Annotated in this window: 18 protein-coding genes; 11 read left to right on the top strand and 7 right to left on the bottom strand. The window is 64.7% G+C overall.

Annotation, left to right across the window (positions count from 1 at the left end; genetic code table 11):
- The first annotated feature begins 60 nt into the window (after positions 1-60).
- On the top strand, positions 61-777 hold the full coding sequence (locus tag CSW57_RS17530) for a DNA alkylation repair protein (protein WP_099384573.1): 717 nt from the start codon (positions 61-63) through the stop codon (positions 775-777).
- A gap of 19 nt (positions 778-796) precedes the next feature.
- Here CSW57_RS17530 and CSW57_RS17535 read toward each other — a convergent pair whose 3' ends face one another.
- Positions 797-1,846, bottom strand: a complete 1,050-nt coding sequence (locus CSW57_RS17535; RefSeq protein WP_099383922.1) for a ferredoxin--NADP reductase — start codon at positions 1,844-1,846, stop codon at positions 797-799.
- Positions 1,847-1,904: 58 nt separating this feature from the next.
- A complete protein-coding gene (gene mftR / locus CSW57_RS17540) occupies positions 1,905-2,522 on the bottom strand; it encodes a mycofactocin system transcriptional regulator (RefSeq protein WP_030164881.1) in 618 nt (205 codons plus the stop codon).
- 287 nt (positions 2,523-2,809) lie between these two features.
- On the opposite strand from mftR, the gene CSW57_RS17545 reads away from it, so the two are divergent.
- The 6 genes from CSW57_RS17545 (at position 2,810) to CSW57_RS17570 (ending at position 8,004) form a co-directional block, all read left to right on the top strand.
- The gene (locus tag CSW57_RS17545) at positions 2,810-3,952 is read left to right on the top strand and encodes an acyl-CoA dehydrogenase family protein (protein ID WP_099384574.1); all 1,143 of its coding nucleotides are present in this window, start codon (positions 2,810-2,812) and stop codon (positions 3,950-3,952) included.
- Between the two features lie 118 nt (positions 3,953-4,070).
- A complete protein-coding gene (mftA, locus tag CSW57_RS17550) occupies positions 4,071-4,178 on the top strand; it encodes a mycofactocin precursor MftA (protein WP_099383923.1) in 108 nt (35 codons plus the stop codon).
- 1 nt (position 4,179) lies between these two features.
- Complete coding sequence (mftB, locus tag CSW57_RS17555; protein ID WP_099383924.1) at positions 4,180-4,494, top strand: mycofactocin biosynthesis chaperone MftB; 315 nt, start codon at positions 4,180-4,182, stop codon at positions 4,492-4,494.
- An 85-nt stretch (positions 4,495-4,579) separates the two neighbouring features.
- Positions 4,580-5,809: a mycofactocin radical SAM maturase gene (gene mftC, locus CSW57_RS17560; protein WP_099383925.1), complete on the top strand. Its 1,230-nt coding sequence runs from the start codon at positions 4,580-4,582 to the stop codon at positions 5,807-5,809.
- Between the two features lie 97 nt (positions 5,810-5,906).
- Positions 5,907-7,094 (top strand): pre-mycofactocin synthase MftD, encoded by a 1,188-nt coding sequence (gene mftD, locus CSW57_RS17565; RefSeq protein WP_030164868.1) that lies wholly within the window; start codon positions 5,907-5,909, stop codon positions 7,092-7,094.
- A 106-nt stretch (positions 7,095-7,200) separates the two neighbouring features.
- Positions 7,201-8,004, top strand: a complete 804-nt coding sequence (locus tag CSW57_RS17570) for a mycofactocin-coupled SDR family oxidoreductase (RefSeq protein WP_099383926.1) — start codon at positions 7,201-7,203, stop codon at positions 8,002-8,004.
- Between the two features lie 77 nt (positions 8,005-8,081).
- Here the strand turns inward: CSW57_RS17570 and CSW57_RS17575 are convergent, their stop codons facing one another.
- Positions 8,082-9,173, bottom strand: a complete 1,092-nt coding sequence (locus CSW57_RS17575; RefSeq protein ID WP_099384575.1) for a CaiB/BaiF CoA transferase family protein — start codon at positions 9,171-9,173, stop codon at positions 8,082-8,084.
- 161 nt (positions 9,174-9,334) lie between these two features.
- On the opposite strand from CSW57_RS17575, the gene mftE reads away from it, so the two are divergent.
- From mftE to CSW57_RS17595, 4 genes are read left to right on the top strand one after another with little or no spacing between them, the layout of a single operon-like run.
- Positions 9,335-10,060, top strand: coding sequence for a mycofactocin biosynthesis peptidyl-dipeptidase MftE (mftE, locus tag CSW57_RS17580; protein WP_099383927.1), 726 nt, complete (start codon positions 9,335-9,337; stop codon positions 10,058-10,060).
- Complete coding sequence (gene mftF, locus CSW57_RS17585; RefSeq protein ID WP_223249329.1) at positions 10,057-11,562, top strand: mycofactocin biosynthesis glycosyltransferase MftF; 1,506 nt, start codon at positions 10,057-10,059, stop codon at positions 11,560-11,562. Before mftE ends, mftF begins: the two co-directional genes overlap by 4 nt.
- A gap of 4 nt (positions 11,563-11,566) precedes the next feature.
- Positions 11,567-12,886: a mycofactocin system GMC family oxidoreductase MftG gene (mftG, locus tag CSW57_RS17590; protein WP_099383928.1), complete on the top strand. Its 1,320-nt coding sequence runs from the start codon at positions 11,567-11,569 to the stop codon at positions 12,884-12,886.
- Between the two features lie 57 nt (positions 12,887-12,943).
- Positions 12,944-13,846, top strand: a complete 903-nt coding sequence (locus CSW57_RS17595; protein WP_099383929.1) for a glycosyltransferase — start codon at positions 12,944-12,946, stop codon at positions 13,844-13,846.
- A gap of 31 nt (positions 13,847-13,877) precedes the next feature.
- Here CSW57_RS17595 and CSW57_RS17600 read toward each other — a convergent pair whose 3' ends face one another.
- The 4 genes from CSW57_RS17600 to CSW57_RS17615 form a co-directional block, all read right to left on the bottom strand.
- Complete coding sequence (locus CSW57_RS17600; RefSeq protein ID WP_099383930.1) at positions 13,878-14,786, bottom strand: glycosyltransferase; 909 nt, start codon at positions 14,784-14,786, stop codon at positions 13,878-13,880.
- 12 nt (positions 14,787-14,798) lie between these two features.
- On the bottom strand, positions 14,799-16,193 hold the full coding sequence (locus CSW57_RS17605; protein ID WP_099383931.1) for a WS/DGAT domain-containing protein: 1,395 nt from the start codon (positions 16,191-16,193) through the stop codon (positions 14,799-14,801).
- A gap of 109 nt (positions 16,194-16,302) precedes the next feature.
- Positions 16,303-17,727, bottom strand: a complete 1,425-nt coding sequence (locus tag CSW57_RS17610) for a wax ester/triacylglycerol synthase domain-containing protein (RefSeq protein ID WP_143696564.1) — start codon at positions 17,725-17,727, stop codon at positions 16,303-16,305.
- A 52-nt stretch (positions 17,728-17,779) separates the two neighbouring features.
- Positions 17,780-18,661: an ABC transporter permease gene (locus tag CSW57_RS17615; protein ID WP_031331715.1), complete on the bottom strand. Its 882-nt coding sequence runs from the start codon at positions 18,659-18,661 to the stop codon at positions 17,780-17,782.
- Positions 18,662-18,821 lie beyond the last annotated feature (160 nt).

The raw sequence follows: 18,821 nt of genomic DNA on the forward strand, positions 1-18,821 counted from the left end.
GTGGACTCTGAGCTGATGGACACCGCCGGCACTGCCGAAACCCTTTCGGCCGCAGCGGTGATGGCTGCCATCGATGAGGCGGGGGATCCGGATCGGGCCGCGAGTTCGGCGAGGTTCTTCCGGACGGGACCGGGTGATTACGGCGAGGGCGACCGCTTTGCCGGCGTTCCCGTCCCGCAGCAACGCAAGATCGCCAAGAGGTTCCGTGGCCTCGACCGCAGTCAGGTGAATGTTCTGCTGGACAGCGTCATTCACGAACACAGGCTCACCGGGTTGTTCCTCCTGCGCTCGGGTTTCGAGAAAGCACAGAGCGACCAGGACCGCCGCGCTTGGGTTGACCTCTATCTGTCCGCCGTGGGCCGGGGTCGGGTGAACAACTGGGATCTTGTCGACTCATCTGCGGAATACATCCTGGGACAGTGGCTTCTGCGCTGCGACCGGGAGAGGGGCGAGCAGGACCACTCGCTGCTCGTCGGCCTCGCCGCCGACACCGACCTCTGGCGTAGGCGAGTGGCCGTGCTCGCCACCTTCGCATTCATCAGAGCCGGTGATGGCACAACGCTTCTCGCGTTGGCCCCCACGCTGCTCGATGACCGTCGCGACCTGATCCAGAAAGCGGTCGGTTGGATGTTGCGAGAGACGGGAAAACGCGTCGACCGCCGTCTGCTGATCGACTTCCTCGACCAGCATGCCGCCGAGATGGGCCGCACCGCACTGAGTTACGCCACCGAACACCTCACCGCGCAGGAGCGTGCACAGTACCGATCACTGCGGTGACGGATTCGGAAGGCGTGGGTCAGAACTCGATCTTGAGGGTGTCGGACGTGGGCCGGGCCTGACATCCGAGGATGTACCCGTCTTCGATGTCCTCTTCGTCGAGAGCCCCGACATTCTCCATCGCCACGGTGCCCTCGGTGACCGTGCACGCGCACGACCCGCATTCGCCTTCACGGCAGGAGTACGGAACGTCCAGTCCGGCCGACAACATGATGTCCACCAGTGTCCTGCTGCGGGGCCACGACAACTCGTGCACCTCGCCGTCGAGTTCGACCTCCACCGATGCGGCGTCGGCGATCTGTTCCTCGGTGAGTTCTTCGGGCTCGGAGTCTTCGAACGGGTCACCGGAGAGCGACGAGAACACCTCGGCATGCACCTGGTGGTGCGACATCCCGACCTCGGCAAGGGCCTTGTGCACCACGTCCATGAACGGACCCGGGCCGCACATGTATGCGTTGTAGGCCTTCAATGGGCGCAAGAGTGTTGCCAGCTTCTGCATCGTCGGGAGGCCCTGGACCGTCTCCAGCCAATGCACCACGGTGAGCCGTTCGGGGAACTGTTCTTGCAGCGCACGAAGTTCCGCGGCGAAGATAACGTCGTTCTCGCTGCGGTTGGCGTAACAGAGGTAGACGCGCCCGGTGCCCTTGAGCAGGGCGGACTTGAGGATCGACATCACGGGCGTGATCCCGCTGCCCGCGGCGAGGAGAAGGATCGGCGCGCCGAGATCGGCCGGCGTGAACACACCTGAGGGCGGCAGCACCTCGATCTGGTCTCCGGCGGACACGTTGTCGCAGACCCAGTTCGACCCGTAGCCATCTGCGGTGCGCTTGACGGTCACCTTGGGCTTCTCCGAAGCGAACGGGCTCGAGGCGAGCGAGTAGCAGCGAGCCACCGATCCCGTCTGATCACTCGGTATGCGCAACGTGAGGAACTGACCCGGCTTGTAGCGGAAGCGTTCGGCCGACTCTTCCGGGACGTCGAAGACCAGGGACTTGGCGTCGCCGGTCTCGTCGATCACCTCGGCCACGGTCAGCACAATGCTGCGGGTGCTGTGCGGGGACACGGTCACCGGCCTACCTCCTCGCCTGACGGCATAGCGGACGCCACGGACAAAACTGGAACACGTTCTAGTCGAGATTACCAGTGCGTCCGAGTGGCCCCAACTCGCTCGTGAGGCCCACGCTCAGGATATGGCTACCGCGCGTGAGCAGGTCGCCCAGATCGGAGTCGGGCCGGTCCAGCCACTGCTGGTACGCGGCGAGCGCCACGGCGAGAAGCATCCAGGCGACCGTCTGGGGGCCGTGATCGGAGGCGTCTGTGCCGGTGCGCATCGCGACGAACTCGGCGACCACATCGCGCCATCCGGTGTACATCAGCATCGAATGCGCCTGCAGGGCCGGAACGCTCAGCAGCAGGTGCATCCGCCGACGGTGATGTTCGAGGTGCTCGTCCGGGACCTCGTTGAAGGCGAGCAGTGCGGTTCGCAGCGCGTCGGCGACGGGCATGTCGGCGGGGAGGTCGGCGAGCAGCCTGCGCATGTCCTGCAGGTGCTCGTCGAAGTCACCCCACGCGATCGCGTTCTTGGAGGGGTAATAGCGAAACAGGGTTCGCCGGGCGATCCCGGCAGCGGCGGCGACGTCGTCGACACTGGTCTCGTCGAAGCCGACCTCGGTGAACAGGTCGATCGCGGCATCGGTGATCTTTGCCTTGGTGGTGCTCGGCCGCCGTCCGATCTGAGCGGTCACGCCGATCGCCGTCCACTGGGCACGGCTTCACCTCCGGTGCGTCTCGCTGTCGCCGGCGTGCGACATCGCCCATGGTAGATGTCGCGCAGCGGCCTGTTCCTGTTGCCTCAAAGGCTGGCCTATTGCCTCAAAAGGATCTGCCCCCCGGTGCTGATCAACTACGATTGCCCCACTTGCCGGGGCATGAAGTGAACGAGCGTTCCCTTACCTCGACGGCGTGGTCGCGGCACATCGATGCCGCTCTGAATGACAGTGGTCAGACGTGAATGGCGTTGAGAGGGAACACGATGCGTAGAACTGTATTCGAGACAGAGCACGATCAGCTGAGGGAAACAACCCGCCAGTTCATTGAACGGGAGATCGCACCTCATGCCGCACAGTGGGAACGCGAAGGCCAGGTCGACCGGTCGGCTTATCTCGCCGCCGGCAAATACGGGCTGATCGGTTTCAACCTGCCGGAGGAGTTCGGTGGTGGTGGGATGGAGGATTTCCGTTTCAACGCCGTGATCGTCGAAGAGCTGGCGAAGTTCGGGTCCGCGACGCCCGCACTGAGCCTGCAGAACGATGTGGTCGGGCCCTACATGGCCAAACTGACCAACGACGAACAGAAGCAACGCTGGCTTCCGGGTTTTGCCTCCGGCGAGCTGATCGGCGCCATCGCGATGAGCGAGCCCGGCGCAGGCAGCGACCTCGCGGGCATCAAGACGTCCGCAGTGCTCGACGGCGACCACTGGGTGCTGAACGGCTCCAAGACGTTCATTTCCGCAGGCATCAACTCCGACCTGGTCATCGTGGTCACGAGGACAGATCCGAACGGCGGGCACAAGGGCTTCACCCTGCTGGTCGTCGAACGCGGGATGGCGGGGTTCGAACGCGGCCGGAAGCTGGACAAGATGGGCCAGCACGCCCAGGACACCGCCGAACTGCACTTCACCGACGTCCGGGTGCCGGTCGAGAATGTTCTGGGTGAGGTGAACAAGGGTTTCTACCACCTGATGCACAACCTGCCCTCCGAACGGTTGTCGATAGCCATCGGTGCCATCGCCGGTGCGCGCCAGGTCTTCACCGACACGCTGCAATACACCAAGGACCGCAAAGCCTTCGGGCAGCCGATCGGAACGTTCCAGCACAACCGGTTCGTCCTTGCGGAGATGAGCACCGAGCTGGACATCGCAGAGCAGTACATCGATCGGTGCCTGGCTGCAGTGGTCGCGGGAGAGCTGACGGCGGTGGACGCGGCGAAGGCCAAATGGTGGACCACAGAACTTGCCAAGCGAGTGATCGACCACTGTGTCCAGCTGCACGGCGGATACGGCTACATGAACGAATATCCGGTTGCCAAGGCTTACGTCGACTCGCGGATCCAGACGATCTTCGGTGGCACCACCGAGATCATGAAGGACATCATCGGCCGCGACATGGGGCTCTAGTACCTGTCCTTTTGGACGGTTTTCGCAGATTTCCCGCATTGATTCGGGTCAACCCCTGGCGTTTGTGCACTGAGTGCCATTATGGTGATCGTCACACCCACTACAGGAGGTAATCCCCATGACAGCTCAGAATCCTTCGCAGGCGGACGCCACCACCGAGACCGAACTGGTCACCGAATCCCTGGTCGAAGAGGTGTCGATCGACGGCATGTGCGGCGTGTACTGACGTGACTGTCACCGACTCTGGCACCGTCAGCGTCACGGGTCGAGCAACCGCGTTCGACTCCGATCGCGCGTGGGTGCTGAACTCGTCGGTCGCACTGCGCCCCGAGCCTTTCGGGGCGCTGTTGTACCACTTCGGCACTCGTAAGCTGTCGTTCCTCAAGAACCTGACGGTGGTCGAGGTCGTGCAGTCGCTCGGTGATCACGCGAGTGCTGACGACGCGCTGGCCGCTGCCGGCATCGGCGATGCCGACCGGCACCTGTATGTCAGTGCTCTTTCTGCACTGGCTGTTTCGGGAATGATCGTCCCCAACTCCTAAGTCCGGCATGACCGCACGCGTCGCAGCCCGGCGCGTGCGGTCCGGCAAATCCCTGCCCCGGTAAGTGTTCTGTGAGGAACCCCCCATGACTTCTGTTCTCGATCGCCCCTCGGCGTCGCGTCAGCCCGTCGGCCGCCTGGTCGACCAGTTCGAAAAAGGTCTCGATGCACCGATCTGCCTGACGTGGGAGCTGACCTACGCGTGCAACCTGTCGTGTGTGCATTGCCTGTCCTCCTCGGGTAAGCGTGACCCACGTGAACTCGACACCGCGCAATGCAAGGCCATCATCGATGAGCTGCAGCGCATGCAGGTGTTCTACGTCAACATCGGTGGCGGCGAGCCGACGGTGCGGCCCGACTTCTGGGAATTGGTCGACTACGCCACCGATCATCAAGTGGGAGTGAAGTTCTCCACCAACGGCCTCAAGATCGACAAGAAGGTCGCCCAGCGTCTCGCGGCCAGCGACTACGTCGACGTGCAGATCTCACTCGACGGCGCGACCGCCGAGGTGAACGACGCAGTGCGCGGCCCGGGGTCGTATGCGATGGCGATCAAGGCGCTCGAGAACCTGCACGAGGCGGGGTTCGCCGACGCCAAGATCAGCGTGGTGGTGACACGGCAGAACGTCACCCAGCTCGATGAGTTCAAGGCGCTCGCGGACCGTTACGGCGCAACCCTGCGTATCACCAGGATGCGGCCGTCCGGTCGAGGTGCCGACGTCTGGGACGACCTGCACCCGCTACCTGAACAGCAGCGCGATCTGTACAACTGGCTCGTCGCACACGGCGAAGGGGTGCTGACCGGCGACTCGTTCTTCCATCTGTCCGCGTTCGCCGAGTCCGGCCAGGGTGCGCTGCCCGGCCTGAACCTCTGTGGCGCCGGCCGCGTGGTGTGCCTGATCGATCCCGTCGGTGACGTGTACGCCTGCCCGTTCGCCATCCACGAGAACTTCCTCGCCGGAAACATCCTGTCCGACGGCGGGTTCAAGACGATCTGGCAGCAGTCAGACCTGTTCCTCGAACTCCGCGAACCCCAGAATGCGGGCGCCTGCACCAAATGCCAGCATTTCGACGCGTGCCGCGGAGGATGCATGGCCGCCAAGTTCTTCACCGGTCTGCCGCTGGCCGGACCCGACCCCGAATGTGTTCAGGGTTATGGCGAAGAACTGCTGGCCGGCGATCGCAGCGTGCCCTCGGCCAACAAGGACCACTCGCGCGGTGTGCCGCTGACCCTGATGACACGTCCGCCTTCGCGTGACTGCGACGAGAACCCGCTGGCCGGTTTCACTCCGGCGGCCGCGTCGGCCTGCCACTGAACGGCGCGGCTTCACCCGGAGTTGCCTTCGATACCGAAGGTGGACTCCCACACCACAACCCGGCAACGACGCCGGTGAGAAAAGGAATCAACACCCCATGGTCAATCCCTGGTTCGAGAGTGTCGCCGAAGCCCAGCGGCGAGCGAAGAAGCGACTTCCCAAGTCGGTGTATTCGTCACTGATCGCCGGAAGCGAGAAGGGCATCACGGTCAACGACAACGTGGATGCGTTTGCCGAACTCGGGTTCGCGCCCCACGTCGTCGGCGCGCACGCCGAGCGGGAACTGTCGACAACCGTGATGGGTCAAGACATCTCGATGCCGGTGATGATTTCGCCGACCGGTGTCCAGGCGGTCGACAAAGAAGGTGAGGTCGCCGTGGCGCGGGCCGCCGCCGCCCGCGGTACCGCCATGGGTCTGTCGAGTTTCGCCTCCAAGCCGATCGAGGAGGTCACCGCAGTCAACGACAAGATCTTCTTCCAGGCCTACTGGCTCAACTCTCGCGAGGACATCCTCAAGCGCGCCGAACGGGCCCGCGAGGCCGGCGCCAAAGGTCTCATCGTCACCACGGACTGGTCGTTCTCGATGGGCCGTGACTGGGGCAGCCCCGAGATCCCGGAGAAGGTCGACCTCAAGGCCCTGCTGAAACTGGCCCCCGAGATCGCGATGCGACCGCGTTATGCCTGGGACTGGTTCAACAAGGGCAAGCCCATCATCCCCGACCTCACCGCGCCGAACGTGGTGGACAAGGCTCAGCAGGCACCGACCTTCTTCGGCGCATACGGGCAGTGGATGCAGACGGCGCCGCCGCGGTGGGAAGACCTGCAATGGCTGCGCGAGGAGTGGGGCGGGCCGTTCATGGTCAAGGGCATCACCCGCATCGACGACGCCAAACGCGCCGTGGACATCGGGGCCACCGCCATCTCGGTCTCCAATCACGGTGGCAACAATCTCGACGGCACCCCGGCGACCATCCGCATGCTCGGGCCGATCGCCGACGCCGTCGGCAAGGACATCGAAGTTCTCCTCGACGGCGGGGTCCGGCGTGGCAGCGACGTCGTCAAGGCGCTCGCCCTCGGTGCCGATGCGGTGATGATCGGTCGCGCTTACCTCTGGGGCCTGGCTGCCAACGGCCAGACCGGTGTCGAGAACGTCCTCGACATCATGCGCGGCGGAATCGACTCGGCCCTGATGGGACTGGGCCGCCGCAGCATTCACGACCTCACCCGCGACGACATCATCATCCCCGAGGGCTTCGAGAAGCGATTCGGCGAAACCACCTCGTAGAGCCCCGGCGCCTCCGGCAGGTCGATTCGACTAGAACACGTTACAGTTTGTTGTAACGTGGCGTGGTACTCAACCCACGTTCAGATCGACGGAGGCAGTGGCCGATATGGGAGATTTCGACGGCAAGGTCGTCTACATCACGGGCATCGCCCGCGGGCAGGGCCGCAGTCACGCGATCCGATTCGCCGAGGAAGGCGCATCGGTCATCGGGCTCGACGTATGTGGTGAGGTCACCAAGATCGGTTATCCGGTGGCCACCGCCGAAGACATGGAAGAGACCGTGCGCCAGGTCAAGGCCGCGGGCGGCAATATTCTTGCCCGCCAACTCGATACCCGTGACCTGGCGGGCCAGCAGCAGCTCGTGGCCGACGGCGTCGCCCAATTCGGCCGACTCGACTACGTCATCGTCAATGCCGGTGTGCTCACCTGGGGCAGCGTCCACGAGATGACCGAGAGCCAGTTCATGGACGTCATCGATGTCAACGTGAACGGATCCTGGAAGACGCTCAGGGCGACCATCCCGGCGATGCTCGAAGCCGGCAACGGGGGCTCGATCGTGATCATCAGCTCCGTCGCCGGGATCAAGTCGATGCCGATGCAGGCGTCCTACTCGGCGTCCAAACATGCCCTGGTCGGACTGGCGCACACAACCGCAAAAGAGCTGGGCCGCAGCAAGATCAGGGTCAACACCGTTCACCCCTACGGCGTCGAGACCCCGATGTGCATCGAGGACGCCGATGCCTTCAAGGTGTTCGAGATGCCCGAGTACAAAGCGCACTTCGAGCCGATCCTTCCCGGTATGGCCAAGTCCGGCGACATCACCGACGCGGTGATGTACCTGTGCTCCACCCGCGCCAAGTTCATCACCGCCTCCTCCATCGAGGTGGACATGGGCGCCACCAAGGTCTAATCGGCCAACCAGCCGGCGGATACGAAAACGGCCCACCCCGCACGCGGGATGGGCCGTCGTTTCGTGTGTGCGGTCGGTCAGTCCTGCCAGAGCGTGGCGGGGTCGGCTGCGGTGCGGGCCGGTGCGGCGGGTGTGTCGGGCACTGTCCGCGAAAAGCGCGGTGCCACAGAGGCTTGCATGACGCCGTCGATCTCCACCAGGGATCCACGACTGGCCAGGTGCTTGTTCTGCGGCGCCTCTTCCCAGTCGAGAACCGGCGTGGCGCACGCGTCCGTCCCATCGAAGATCGCGGTCCACTCGTCGCGGGTCTTGGACTTGAACACCTCGGCAAAGCGGATCTTCATGGCCGGCCACCGGGGCATGTCGAGTTGGTCGGGGAGTGTCTCGTCATCGGCGAGTCCCATCCCGTCGAGCAGGAGGGCATAGAACTGCGGCTCGATGGCGCCCACGGCGAAGTACTTTCCATCAGAGGTCTCGTAGACGTCGTAGAACGGGGCGCCGGTGTCGAGCAGGTTGGCTCCGCGCTCGTTGCCCCACAGACCCGTGCCGCGGAACGCCCACATCATCTGGCCGAGCACCGATGCACCGTCAACCATTGCGGCGTCGATGGTTTGGCCCTTGCCCGACTTCTCGCGCTCCACGAGCGCCGCCAGGATTCCCTGCACGAGGAACATGGATCCGCCGCCGAAGTCGCCGAACAGGTTGAGTGGTGGGGTTGGCACCTCGTCGGCCCGGCCGACGGCGTGCAACAGGCCGGTCAGCGAGATGTAGTTGATGTCGTGGCCGGCCACCTGCGACAGCGGGCCGTCCTGGCCCCACCCTGTCATCCGTCCGTAGACCACACGGGGGTTGACGGCCGCGACATCATCGGGACCGAAACCGAGTCGTTCGGTGACGCCGGGACGAAAGCCTTCGATGACGACATCGGCCTTGGCGATCAAGTTCATGATCGCCTCTTTGTCCGCAGCATCTTTCAAGTTCGCCTCGACCACCGTGCGGTTGCGCAAGAGCTGGTCGGCGACCTGTCCCTCTTTCGGAAGCTTGCCTGGGCGCTCGATCCGCACGACGTCGGCGCCCAGATCGCCCAGCATCATCGCTGCGTGCGGCCCGGGGCCGATGCCTGCGAACTCGATCACGCGTATTCCGCTCAGCGGTCCGTTCTTTGCCATGTATCGCACCTCATCGTCGAGTGGTCCACCACGCACGCCACCCGGCGGGCGCAGAGCGTCACATCCAAATACTGTCGGGTGCCAAGTAAACCAGGTGCCGAGCGAATGCTCGGGCGGCAAAGCCCTTCGGGGCGAAGCGGCAACGGTCTACCATTGTCCGAATGACACCTTCGGGCGGGCTCGGTTTCCGAAGCTGGACCGAGTTGGATGATCGGTCGGCCACGGTCCTCGTCCCGTTGGGTTCCATCGAACAACATGGGCCACACCTGCCACTCGACACCGATGTTCGGATAGCGACTGCCGTTGCCGATGCCGCAACAGGGTCGGGCTCGGAGCCATGGGCTCAGGGGGCCGACCTGATGGTTGCGCCACCACTCAATTACGGCGCGGCCGGGGAGCACGAGGGATTCCCCGGGACCATCTCCATCGGGCACGAGGTGTTGTACTCGGTGCTGGTCGAGTACGGGCGCAGCGCCTGCCGATGGGCGGCTCGGTTGGTGTTCGTGAACGCTCACGGTGGTAACGGGAGAACGTTGCTGTCGGCGGTGTCGCAACTGCGCACCGAGGGTCGGGAAGTGGCATGGTTCGGATGCGCCTCTCCGGGCGCCGACGCACATGCTGGTTACACGGAAACGTCGCTGTTGCTGCACATCTCGCCGATGGTCGTGCGCGTCGAAGAGATGGTCAGCGGCAACGTGACTCCGGTGTCCGAATTGATGGCATCGATGCGCGCAGGGGGAGTGGCAGCTGTGAGTGACAACGGGATACTCGGCGATCCGATGGCGGCTTCGGCCGCCGAAGGGAGGCGAATGCTCAGCGAGATGGCCGCGCGGCTGGCCGACGCTGTCGGTCGGTGGGAGCCTGACTCGAACGGGATGCTCAGGTGATCGCCGGAAGTCGGCAGGACGAGCGCGAAGACGAAGGTGGGGATCCGGACGGATCGCAGGTCGACGTCCCGGTCGATCCCGACGTCGCGGTCCCGCCGCCCGGATTCCAGGTGCAGCTCGATCCACGCTGCATGATCTCCGACGACCGTCGCCACATCATCGGGGGATCGCCGACCCGGCTCCTGAACCTGTCCGAGCTGGCCGGCGGCCTACTCGACGCCGACGGCCGGCTCACGGTGCACGACCGCACCACCTCGCAACTGGCCAGGAAGTTGCTCGATGCCGGCGTCGGTCACCCACGGCCGATGTTCGGCCCGACCGACACCGACGTCACCGTGGTGGTCCCGGTGCGCGACAATCAGTCCGGAATCGACCGGCTGCTACCGGGTCTGGCCGGGCACAAGGTCATCGTCGTCGACGACGGGTCGGCCGTACCGATCGAGGCGCCAGGCGCCCAGGTCATCCGCCTCGAGCGCAGTCATGGACCCGCAGCGGCGCGTAACAGGGGAGCCGCCCACGCGGACACCGAGTTGCTCGCCTTTCTCGACTCCGACGTCGTGCCGGAGCACGATTGGCTCACCAAGTTGCTCGGACACTTCTCGGATCCCAAGGTCGCCCTGGCAGCGCCACGAATCGTCGCGCTCGAGCCGGGCGGCGGCGCCACCTCCCGGTACGAAGCCCTGTGTTCTTCCCTCGACATGGGCCGCCGAGAAGGCCCGGTGGCGCCCCGGTCGCGCATTCCATATGTCCCCAGCGCAGCAATGATCGTGCGCCGCAACTGCTTTCGCGGATTCGACGAGTCGATGGAGGTCGCCGAAGACGTAGACCTGTGCTGGCGGCTTCATGCGGACGGGTGGTCGCTGCGATACGACCCCATCGCCACCGTCGCCCACGACCACCGGCATCGTCTCTCCAAGAGCCTCGACCGCAAGCGTTATTACGGTACCGGCGCGGCCCTGCTGTCGGGCCGCCATCCGGGCATGGGTGCTCCGTTAGCCCTCACCGTTCCCATGGCGGCAGCGATGGCGGCTCTGGTCACGGGGACGGTCTGGGGGGTCATGGCCGCCCTCGCTGTCTTCGGAGTGATCGGCGGGCGGCTGCACCGCCGGGTGTCGTCCATGCCCGATGCCGCCCGCACGGCCGCCAAACTCACAGCGCAGTCGGTGGGATTCGGGGTGTTGCAGTCGGCGTCTGCGATGTGTCGCCACTATTGGCCGCTGTCGATTCTCCTCGCCTTGGTGTCCAAGCGTTTTCGGTTGCTGCTCCTGACTGTTGCGGTCGGGGAGGCAGCATACGAGTGGGTCCGGCTGGAACTGGTCAATCCCGAGCCGGGCGCCCGCGTCGGCTGGTGGCGGTTCATGGTGCTCAAACGGCTCGACGATCTGGCCTATGGCGCAGGTCTGTGGCAGGGGGCGCTCGCAGGCCGCAGCATCGACGCACTCTATCCGCGGATCAGTAATTCGGTGTCGACCGAAGCGCGCCCTCGCGTCGCCCCTCGATGACCTGATGAGCAGCGCTGCCGATGTCGGCGCGGACGTCATCGTTGTCGGCGCGGGCAGCAGCGGGAGTGTTGTCGCCGAGCGCCTATCCCGAGACCCGGATCGGCGAGTCCTGTGGCTCGAGGCCGGGCCCGGTTCGCCGGCGCCATCCGCGCTGCGCCTGGATCGACTTCCCATTGGACCGGGTTCGGACCGGGTGGCGCGGTATCGCAGCAGGCAGGGGTTCGACCTACCCCGAGGGCGCGGTGTGGGCGGTTCGTCGGTGGTCAACGGCGGATACTTCCTGCGTTGGCATCGTTCGGATTTCACCGGCTGGTCCGAGGAGATCTGGCCGATGTCGGTCATCGCCGACACCTACGACAATCTTGATGGTGGCGCGCAGGGCGGCGGCTCGATGCATGTCTCGGCCTTTGCCGACGATGAGATCGGTGGGTATGCCAAGGCGTTCGAGAGTCATTGGGAGACAGAGGGTCTTGCGCGTATCGCTGCGCCGTGGGCCCATGTGGGGATCAACCGGGTGCGTTCGAATCGGGACGGCCCCTTACGTCGGTCGGCGGCGCACTGGATGGTTGACGATGGCGGCCGGCGTGGCCTGCGTCTGCTCACCGGTGCTGCGGCCACCGAGCTCGTGGTGCGGGGAGGGCGCGTCACGGGAGTCGCCATCGGTGACGATGTGTTCTCTGCTGATGAAGTGATTGTCTGCGCCGGAACCCTGGGGACTGCAGAGCTGCTGATCCGGTCACCCGGCGTGCAGATACAGAGCCTGGATGTGTGGGAGCATCGCGAAGTGCTCGTGCGGTTCGCCCCCGCGCAGCTGCCCGTCGCGAAGCCTTCGGCGTTGCTGCAGTCCGTGGTGCACACATCCGACGGTGTCGAGTTACGTTGTTACGGCGGAGACTTCGCAGATTTCATCGAAGGACTGCCCGCAACGGGACCGGCTTTCGGGGCGGCCCTGATGCGTCCGCACCGCGCCGGATCCCTTTCCTGGGATGCGACGAGCGGCCTGCAGGTCGACCTCGGTGAACTCGACGGCGCCGACACGCGCACTCTCGGCGTGTGGGCCGACCGACTGCGGGCGATGTTCGACAGTGATCACTTCTCCGCGTACGCGGGGAAGGGGAACGCTCAGATCGATCCGGTGCTCAGGACCTCACAGCACGCCTGGGGCACACTGCCGATGGGGGTGGCCACGGACTGGGCCGGAGCGGTGGGCGGGGTCGATGGTCTGAGGGTGATCGATGCCTCCATCTTGCCGACGGCCGGCTCGTCCGGGCCGCACGCGACGGTCATGATGGTCGCGACTCGGATCATGGATCTGATCTACTGATTTACCCAACTGAATGTCCGGTTGTCCTCCGTCAACGCCGGTGGCTACGGTAGGGCCATGGACGAATCTCGGTTGACCGTCGTGATCCCGGCCTACAATGAGGCCGAGACTCTCAGGGGTTGCCTCGACAGCTTGGTACCGCAACTGACCCACCTGTACGAGATCGTGGTGGTGGACAACAACTCGACTGATGAAACGGCTTCGCTTGTTGAGGAATTCGCCTCGAAGTACGGAAAGTTCCGGTCGGTGGTGGCCACCGAACAGGGCGTGATCCACGCCCGCACAGTCGGTTTCGACAACGCCCGGGGTGATGTGATCGCTCGCATCGATGCCGATTCGCGCGTCGGTCCCGGGTGGGCGCAGTCGATCAACGAGTTCTTCGACCAGTACGGTGACGTTTACGAGGCAGGCACCGGGTTGTGCACTTCTCATGATCTGCCGTTCCAGGATCGCTTTCGCCGATCGCACATCGGCATCACCGGCGATGCGCGGGCGAAGCTGGCCGCGATGTCGGAGCGGCCCGGGTCCGAGGGGCCGGATCTTCAGCGGTTGTTCGGGTCGAACATGGCAATGACCAAAAAGGCGTGGGAGCAGGCGCGCTCGTGCAGTTGCATGCGCTCGGACGTGTTCGAGGATCTTGATCTGACCCTGTGCCTCAAGCGGAACGGTGTCCGGATCGGCCTGATCCCTGGCGCCGACGCAACAATCTCCGGCCGACGGTATCTCACCCCGCCCCCGGCATACTTCAGGTACTGCCTGCGAGATCAGCGAACCTTCAAAGTGCATGGGCTGCCCAAGGAGCGAGCAAAGGCGGTGGTGCAGATGCTTGTCGTCGCCATGCCTTTTTATCTCATCAACTGGGTGCCCTTTCGGGCATACGATCCCGCTTCGGAGCGGTTCAGGGTCCGGAACCTGATCCGGCCGCCGCAGACTCGCCTCACTCCTCGCGCCCACCGCTGACCGCCGTCGAACGTTCAAGCCCCGGAAGGACTCACAAACACAGCACGCGGTGCGTGATCCCGCCGCGGATCTTGCCCGCCTCGTGAGCGACGTGATAGATCCAGCGACCGGTGTTCATCCGGGTGACTGCTTGCGGCAGAAGTGGATTGCGAAGGGCGAGCGACGTCACCACCAGCGGGAACAGCAGCGGCCGATTGTATTGGGTGAACCCCATCTCCCGGTAGCGGGCGTGTATCTGCGCCGCGCCCCGGCCGTAGACGTAGATCTGTTTCCCGAGCGACCGGTACGTGTTGCGCAGTCGGTAGTCGAGCAGGGCTTCAGGGCTGTGTGCGAGCACGTACCCAGCCAGTTGTGCGCGCCATACGTAGTCATTGTCCTCGGCCGTGTGGACAAAGGTCTCGTCGAATCCGCCGATACGGTCGTGGACATCGCGCCACACGCCCATGTTCGCTCCGATGGCGGTCGGATACCAGCCCGGTACCGGCCAACCGTCTTCGGGCAATGGGATCGGCCGCCACGTCCGAACCTCAGAGGTGTTGAGCGCCTCGGTGTCGAGGGATCCCGACACGAGGTCGGCGGCTTCTGCGGCGGCCGCCATGCTGCTGAGCCAGTGTGGACGTACCCGGTCATCACTGTCGACGAACGCGAGGAAGTCGCCTCGGGCGGCCTCGGCGCCCGCGTTACGCGCATGCGACGCCCCCGGCACCGCAGAACTGTCTACGTAGACGAGGTGGAGACCGTCGGGGATCGCTGGGCCATCGATGAACCCGCGTAGTCCATCGGTCGAACCGTTGTCACTGATCACCACCTCCCAATCCCCTTGATAGTCCTGGGCGGCAAGGGCTTTCACCTGATCGACCAGGTGGGGCATGCCGTTTTTGACCGGGATGACCACCGAGACACAAGACGGTCTCCGGCGCTGTGATCGTGGAGGGGGCATTGGCCGAGGACCTCAGATGATGGTGGCGCGGTGCGCCTCGAACGACTCGCGGACGATCTGACAATATTCGCCGATGTCGGGCATCACCGCCGAGTCGACCGTGATCGACATGGCGATGTGGTCACCCCGGTCGGAGATTGCGTGAGCCAGAGTTGCACCCGAGCCGACCGGCTGCATGGTGAAGCTGTCCACGATGTTCATCCCGCAGAAACTACCGTGTCTCGCGATCCCGGGCAGGTTGGTGATCACCACGTTGAAACGGGGCGGCGCCACCGACTTCTTGCGGCGCGGCCGCCCGGAACCGAGCAGCCGGAGGACCGGGGCGGGCACGATGTCGATGAACCCCGTCGTGTGTTCTGCCAGCTTCTGTTTGACCCTGTTCTTCTTGCGTGCGGTCTCCGCGGCGATCAGCGATATCCGCATCCGGGGATCCGCTTCGGTGGTCACCAGATCCACGACCACCGGAACGAACTGGTTTGCCGTATCCGCTTCACGCATTCCCCTCGTCGACACCGGTACCAGAGCAGACAGCGACGATGGCGGGGTCTCGTTCCTGCGACCGAGGTAGTCGTGAACAGCCTGTCCGACAATGGACAACATGAGGTCGTTGACCGTGGCGCCACTCAACGAGGATTTCATCTCGAGCACATCGCCGCGGTCGAAGAGTATGTGGCCTACCGTGCGGGGGCCGCGGAAGTCGTGATTGAAGCGGGTGACCGGCCAGACCCGGTGGGGCCGACCACCGCCCGCCTGAGCCCGCCTCTGCTGTCTCGATGCTCGCACGATCCCAATACCCTCGTTTGCGAACCGGGTCCAGAGCGCGGGTCCACGCAGGAGTTCCCGACGGGTCAGCGCCCCGCGAGATGCAGTGTCCTTCCCGACGACCCGGCCCTCTGCACGTGTTGCGTCGCTCACGACACCGTCGTCGAACACCTTCTCGCCCAGGGTCGCCGAGGTGACGCCATCGAAGGCGATGTGATGGAACCGGAACACCACGAGACTGCACAGGCCGGCGTGGCCTGGCACGCCGGTGACGTCGGGGATGACGTGCATCAGCCAGGGTGCGTGGGACAGATCCATCGGCGTCTCTCCGAATTGCTCGACGAGCTCGATCGCCGAAGCCCACGTGCCGACGTTGCGGTGCACCTGCAGGTGGGCGGCCGCGGAGAAATCCGGGTCAGGAACCCAATAGGGGTAACCGATGTCTGATGGCAGCCGGATCATCTTGCTGTTGAACAGATCTGAGATCCAGATCCGTTCGCTGATCCACTCCAGAAGGTGATCCTCGGTGAGCTCGAGCGGTCGGCCGGCGGGGTTCACGACGACCTGGCAGCTGACAACCGTGGCCGTCGCGACTCCGTCCCCGAGGTAGAGGTATGCGGCGTCACGCGCGGTGACCTGTTTCATTCGGCGATCTCCGGTGATGTGCAGGGCGTCCCACGCGATCCCCTGTGGCGCTAGGGGACCGCGATTCGGACGAGCGGGGGACGAACGGTGGGCTGGTCGACCGGCAGTCTCAGCCGACCTCGGCCTGGTGGGTCTTGAACGATTGCTCGAGGATGCGGCAGTACTCGGTGATGTCGGGAAGCGACGCACGATCGGCCGTGATGGACACCGCGAGCTTGTCGGCCCGGTTCGTTATCACGTGAGCCAACGTCGATCCATTGGCCACGGTCTGGACCCCGAAACCGCCCACCACTTCCAGTCCGAAGATCTTTCGTCGTATCTGGGCACCGTTCACGTTGGTCACCACGATGTTGAACGCCGGGGAAGTGGAAGCCGACTTCGACTGCCGCCGCGAGAGAACCCCGAGGAGGCGCAGAAGTGGTGCGGGCATTGCGTCCACTACCGCGACGTCTGCCCGGGTCGCCTCCTCGGCGATGCGCTTCTTCTCCCGGCTCGTCTCGGCGGAGATCAACTGCACTCGCGTGGTGAGATCGGATTCGGCCGTCTGCAGATCAACCACCATCGGGACGAACTGGTTCGCCGAAGCGGACTCACGCATCGCGCGCGTCGACATCGGCACAAGCGCGGACATCGAGGACTTGGGGCGCTCACCCACCTGGGTCAGATAGCGATTGGTCGCCTCTCCGATGACGGACAGCATCAGGTCGTTGAGGGTTGCGCCGGCGACCCGCGACCGCAACTCGAGCACTTCTTGCAGATCGAGCATCACGCCGTCGGCGATACGTGGTCCCCGGAACGGTGCGTTGAACCGGATGACCGGCCAACTGCGACGTTGCCCGGGCTCCGATGTCTTCGCCTGGTTCCGAGTCCGGCGGATTGTCGTTCCGCAGACACGGGCGAAGCGCCAGAAATGAGCTGGCAGGCCGATCAGCTCTCGCCGAGCCACCGCTGCCCGCGTTTCTCCGGCATCCCCGATGAGGCGGCCTGCTGCACGGATTTCGTCGGTGATCTCCAGGTCGCTGAACATGGTGGCCGTCAGGGTGCTGAACAACATCCCATCGAATGCGGCGTGGTGGTAGTGCAGCGCCACGAGTGTCGACAACCCGGTTTGATCCGGTGCGTCGGGGATGTCGGTCATGACATGCATCAGCCACAGCGGACGGGACGGGTCGAGTGGTGTGGCCGCGATGTCTGCCACCAGGTCTCGGGCCGCGGACCAATCCGTCACGTCATGGAACCGGACATGTGCGGCGGGGTCGAATGCTGGATCCGGCACCCAGTAGGGCAAGCCGACGTCGCCGGGGAGATGCATCAGTTTGCTGGTGAACAGATCCGACACATCGAGGCGTCCGCGTAACCAATCCACAGCGGCGGTGTGGTCGATCGTCAGCGGTAGCCCGTCGGGATTGGGCATCAGGTACGACGACACGATGGTCGACGAGTTCACGTCGCCGAGATACAAGTAGGCGGCGTCACGTCCCGCGATCTGCTTCATCGCGTCGGTTTCGGTGGCATAGGTGTTGATCGTAGGCAACAACACCCCAACTCGGCGGTTTTCGAACAGGCCAGACCGGCCGAGGGGACGGTCAGGTCCGCGAGGCTGCGGCTCGTCGGTACCCGCGCAGTGCCGGGTAGGCGAAGATCACGATCGCCCCCACCGCCCAGGCGATCGTCTTGATCAGACTGTCGGCCACCGGTCCACCGATGGCCAGCGCACGCATGGTCTCGATGGCACACGTCATGGGCTGGTTGCGGACCAGAGGCTGCAGGATCTCCGGATAGGCCTCGATCGGTGAGAACCCCGAATTGAAGAACATCAAAAGGCTCGTGATGAGCGACATGATGGGGACCAGGGGGAGGTTCGATGCCGAAACCGCCAGTGTCAGAACGATCGTCGAGTAGGCCGCACCGTAGAGGAGGGCGACCCCGAAGATGCCGATTGCCGGCAGAACCCCTTGGTTGAAGCGCCATCCGATGGCCAGGCCCGCGGTTGTCAGGATCGCTGTACTGACCAGGATCCGGATCAGCTCGACATTGACCCGCGACGTCAGATCCGCCGCCCGGTGTACCGGTAGTACATAGAGGCGGGTCAGCAGTCCTGTTCGCCGCTCGCTGATCAGCCGGGTACCCACGGCGAGCGAGCCGAACATCGCCCCGACCAGGACAACCAGGGGCACCGTGCCGTACGCACTGTTCTGACCCGTGGCCTGTCCGACGGCGTCTCCGAGGACAACCTTGAACATGACCATGCTCAACAGGGGGAACAGCATGCTCTGCATGAGGGTGAGCCGGTCCCGCGTCACGACGAGCAACTGCCGACCGGTGAGGATGCGGGCGTGCCGCAGGAACGCCTTGACGCCGCGTTCACTGGCGTCGGGGTGATCGGCAAATGCTGTCGCGAGGTCCTTGCGGTGATCGCCCGCCGACTCCTGCTCGGCCGCGTCGACGGCCGCAGCAGCAGCGGCGATCTTCCGCACGTCCAGACGAACGGTCTGGGCCTGCTGGAGTTCGGCCGATACGTGGCTGGTGTCCAGAGCGCCCGGATCGGTGAACTGGGTGAGCTGCTGACCTCGGTATGCGGTGGCTCCCGCACGGCCCGACGGGCGAAGGACTGCTTGTTCGGCAGTC

Origin of the sequence: Williamsia muralis (assembly GCF_002735905.1) — a bacterium.
Classification (GTDB): Bacteria; Actinomycetota; Actinomycetes; order Mycobacteriales; family Mycobacteriaceae; genus Williamsia; species Williamsia muralis_A.

Coding starts and splice junctions, on each gene's coding strand:
- mftD (WP_030164868.1), top strand. CDS start 5,907: ATGGTCAATCCCTGGTTCGAGAGTGTCGCCGAAGCCCAGCGGCGAGCG.
- mftC (WP_099383925.1), top strand. CDS start 4,580: ATGACTTCTGTTCTCGATCGCCCCTCGGCGTCGCGTCAGCCCGTCGGC.
- CSW57_RS17530 (WP_099384573.1), top strand. CDS start 61: ATGGCTGCCATCGATGAGGCGGGGGATCCGGATCGGGCCGCGAGTTCG.
- mftA (WP_099383923.1), top strand. CDS start 4,071: ATGACAGCTCAGAATCCTTCGCAGGCGGACGCCACCACCGAGACCGAA.
- CSW57_RS17545 (WP_099384574.1), top strand. CDS start 2,810: ATGCGTAGAACTGTATTCGAGACAGAGCACGATCAGCTGAGGGAAACA.
- CSW57_RS17595 (WP_099383929.1), top strand. CDS start 12,944: ATGGACGAATCTCGGTTGACCGTCGTGATCCCGGCCTACAATGAGGCC.
- mftG (WP_099383928.1), top strand. CDS start 11,567: ATGAGCAGCGCTGCCGATGTCGGCGCGGACGTCATCGTTGTCGGCGCG.
- CSW57_RS17600 (WP_099383930.1), bottom strand. CDS start 14,786: ATGCCCCCTCCACGATCACAGCGCCGGAGACCGTCTTGTGTCTCGGTG.
- CSW57_RS17605 (WP_099383931.1), bottom strand. CDS start 16,193: ATGAAACAGGTCACCGCGCGTGACGCCGCATACCTCTACCTCGGGGAC.
- mftE (WP_099383927.1), top strand. CDS start 9,335: ATGACACCTTCGGGCGGGCTCGGTTTCCGAAGCTGGACCGAGTTGGAT.
- CSW57_RS17570 (WP_099383926.1), top strand. CDS start 7,201: ATGGGAGATTTCGACGGCAAGGTCGTCTACATCACGGGCATCGCCCGC.
- CSW57_RS17575 (WP_099384575.1), bottom strand. CDS start 9,173: ATGGCAAAGAACGGACCGCTGAGCGGAATACGCGTGATCGAGTTCGCA.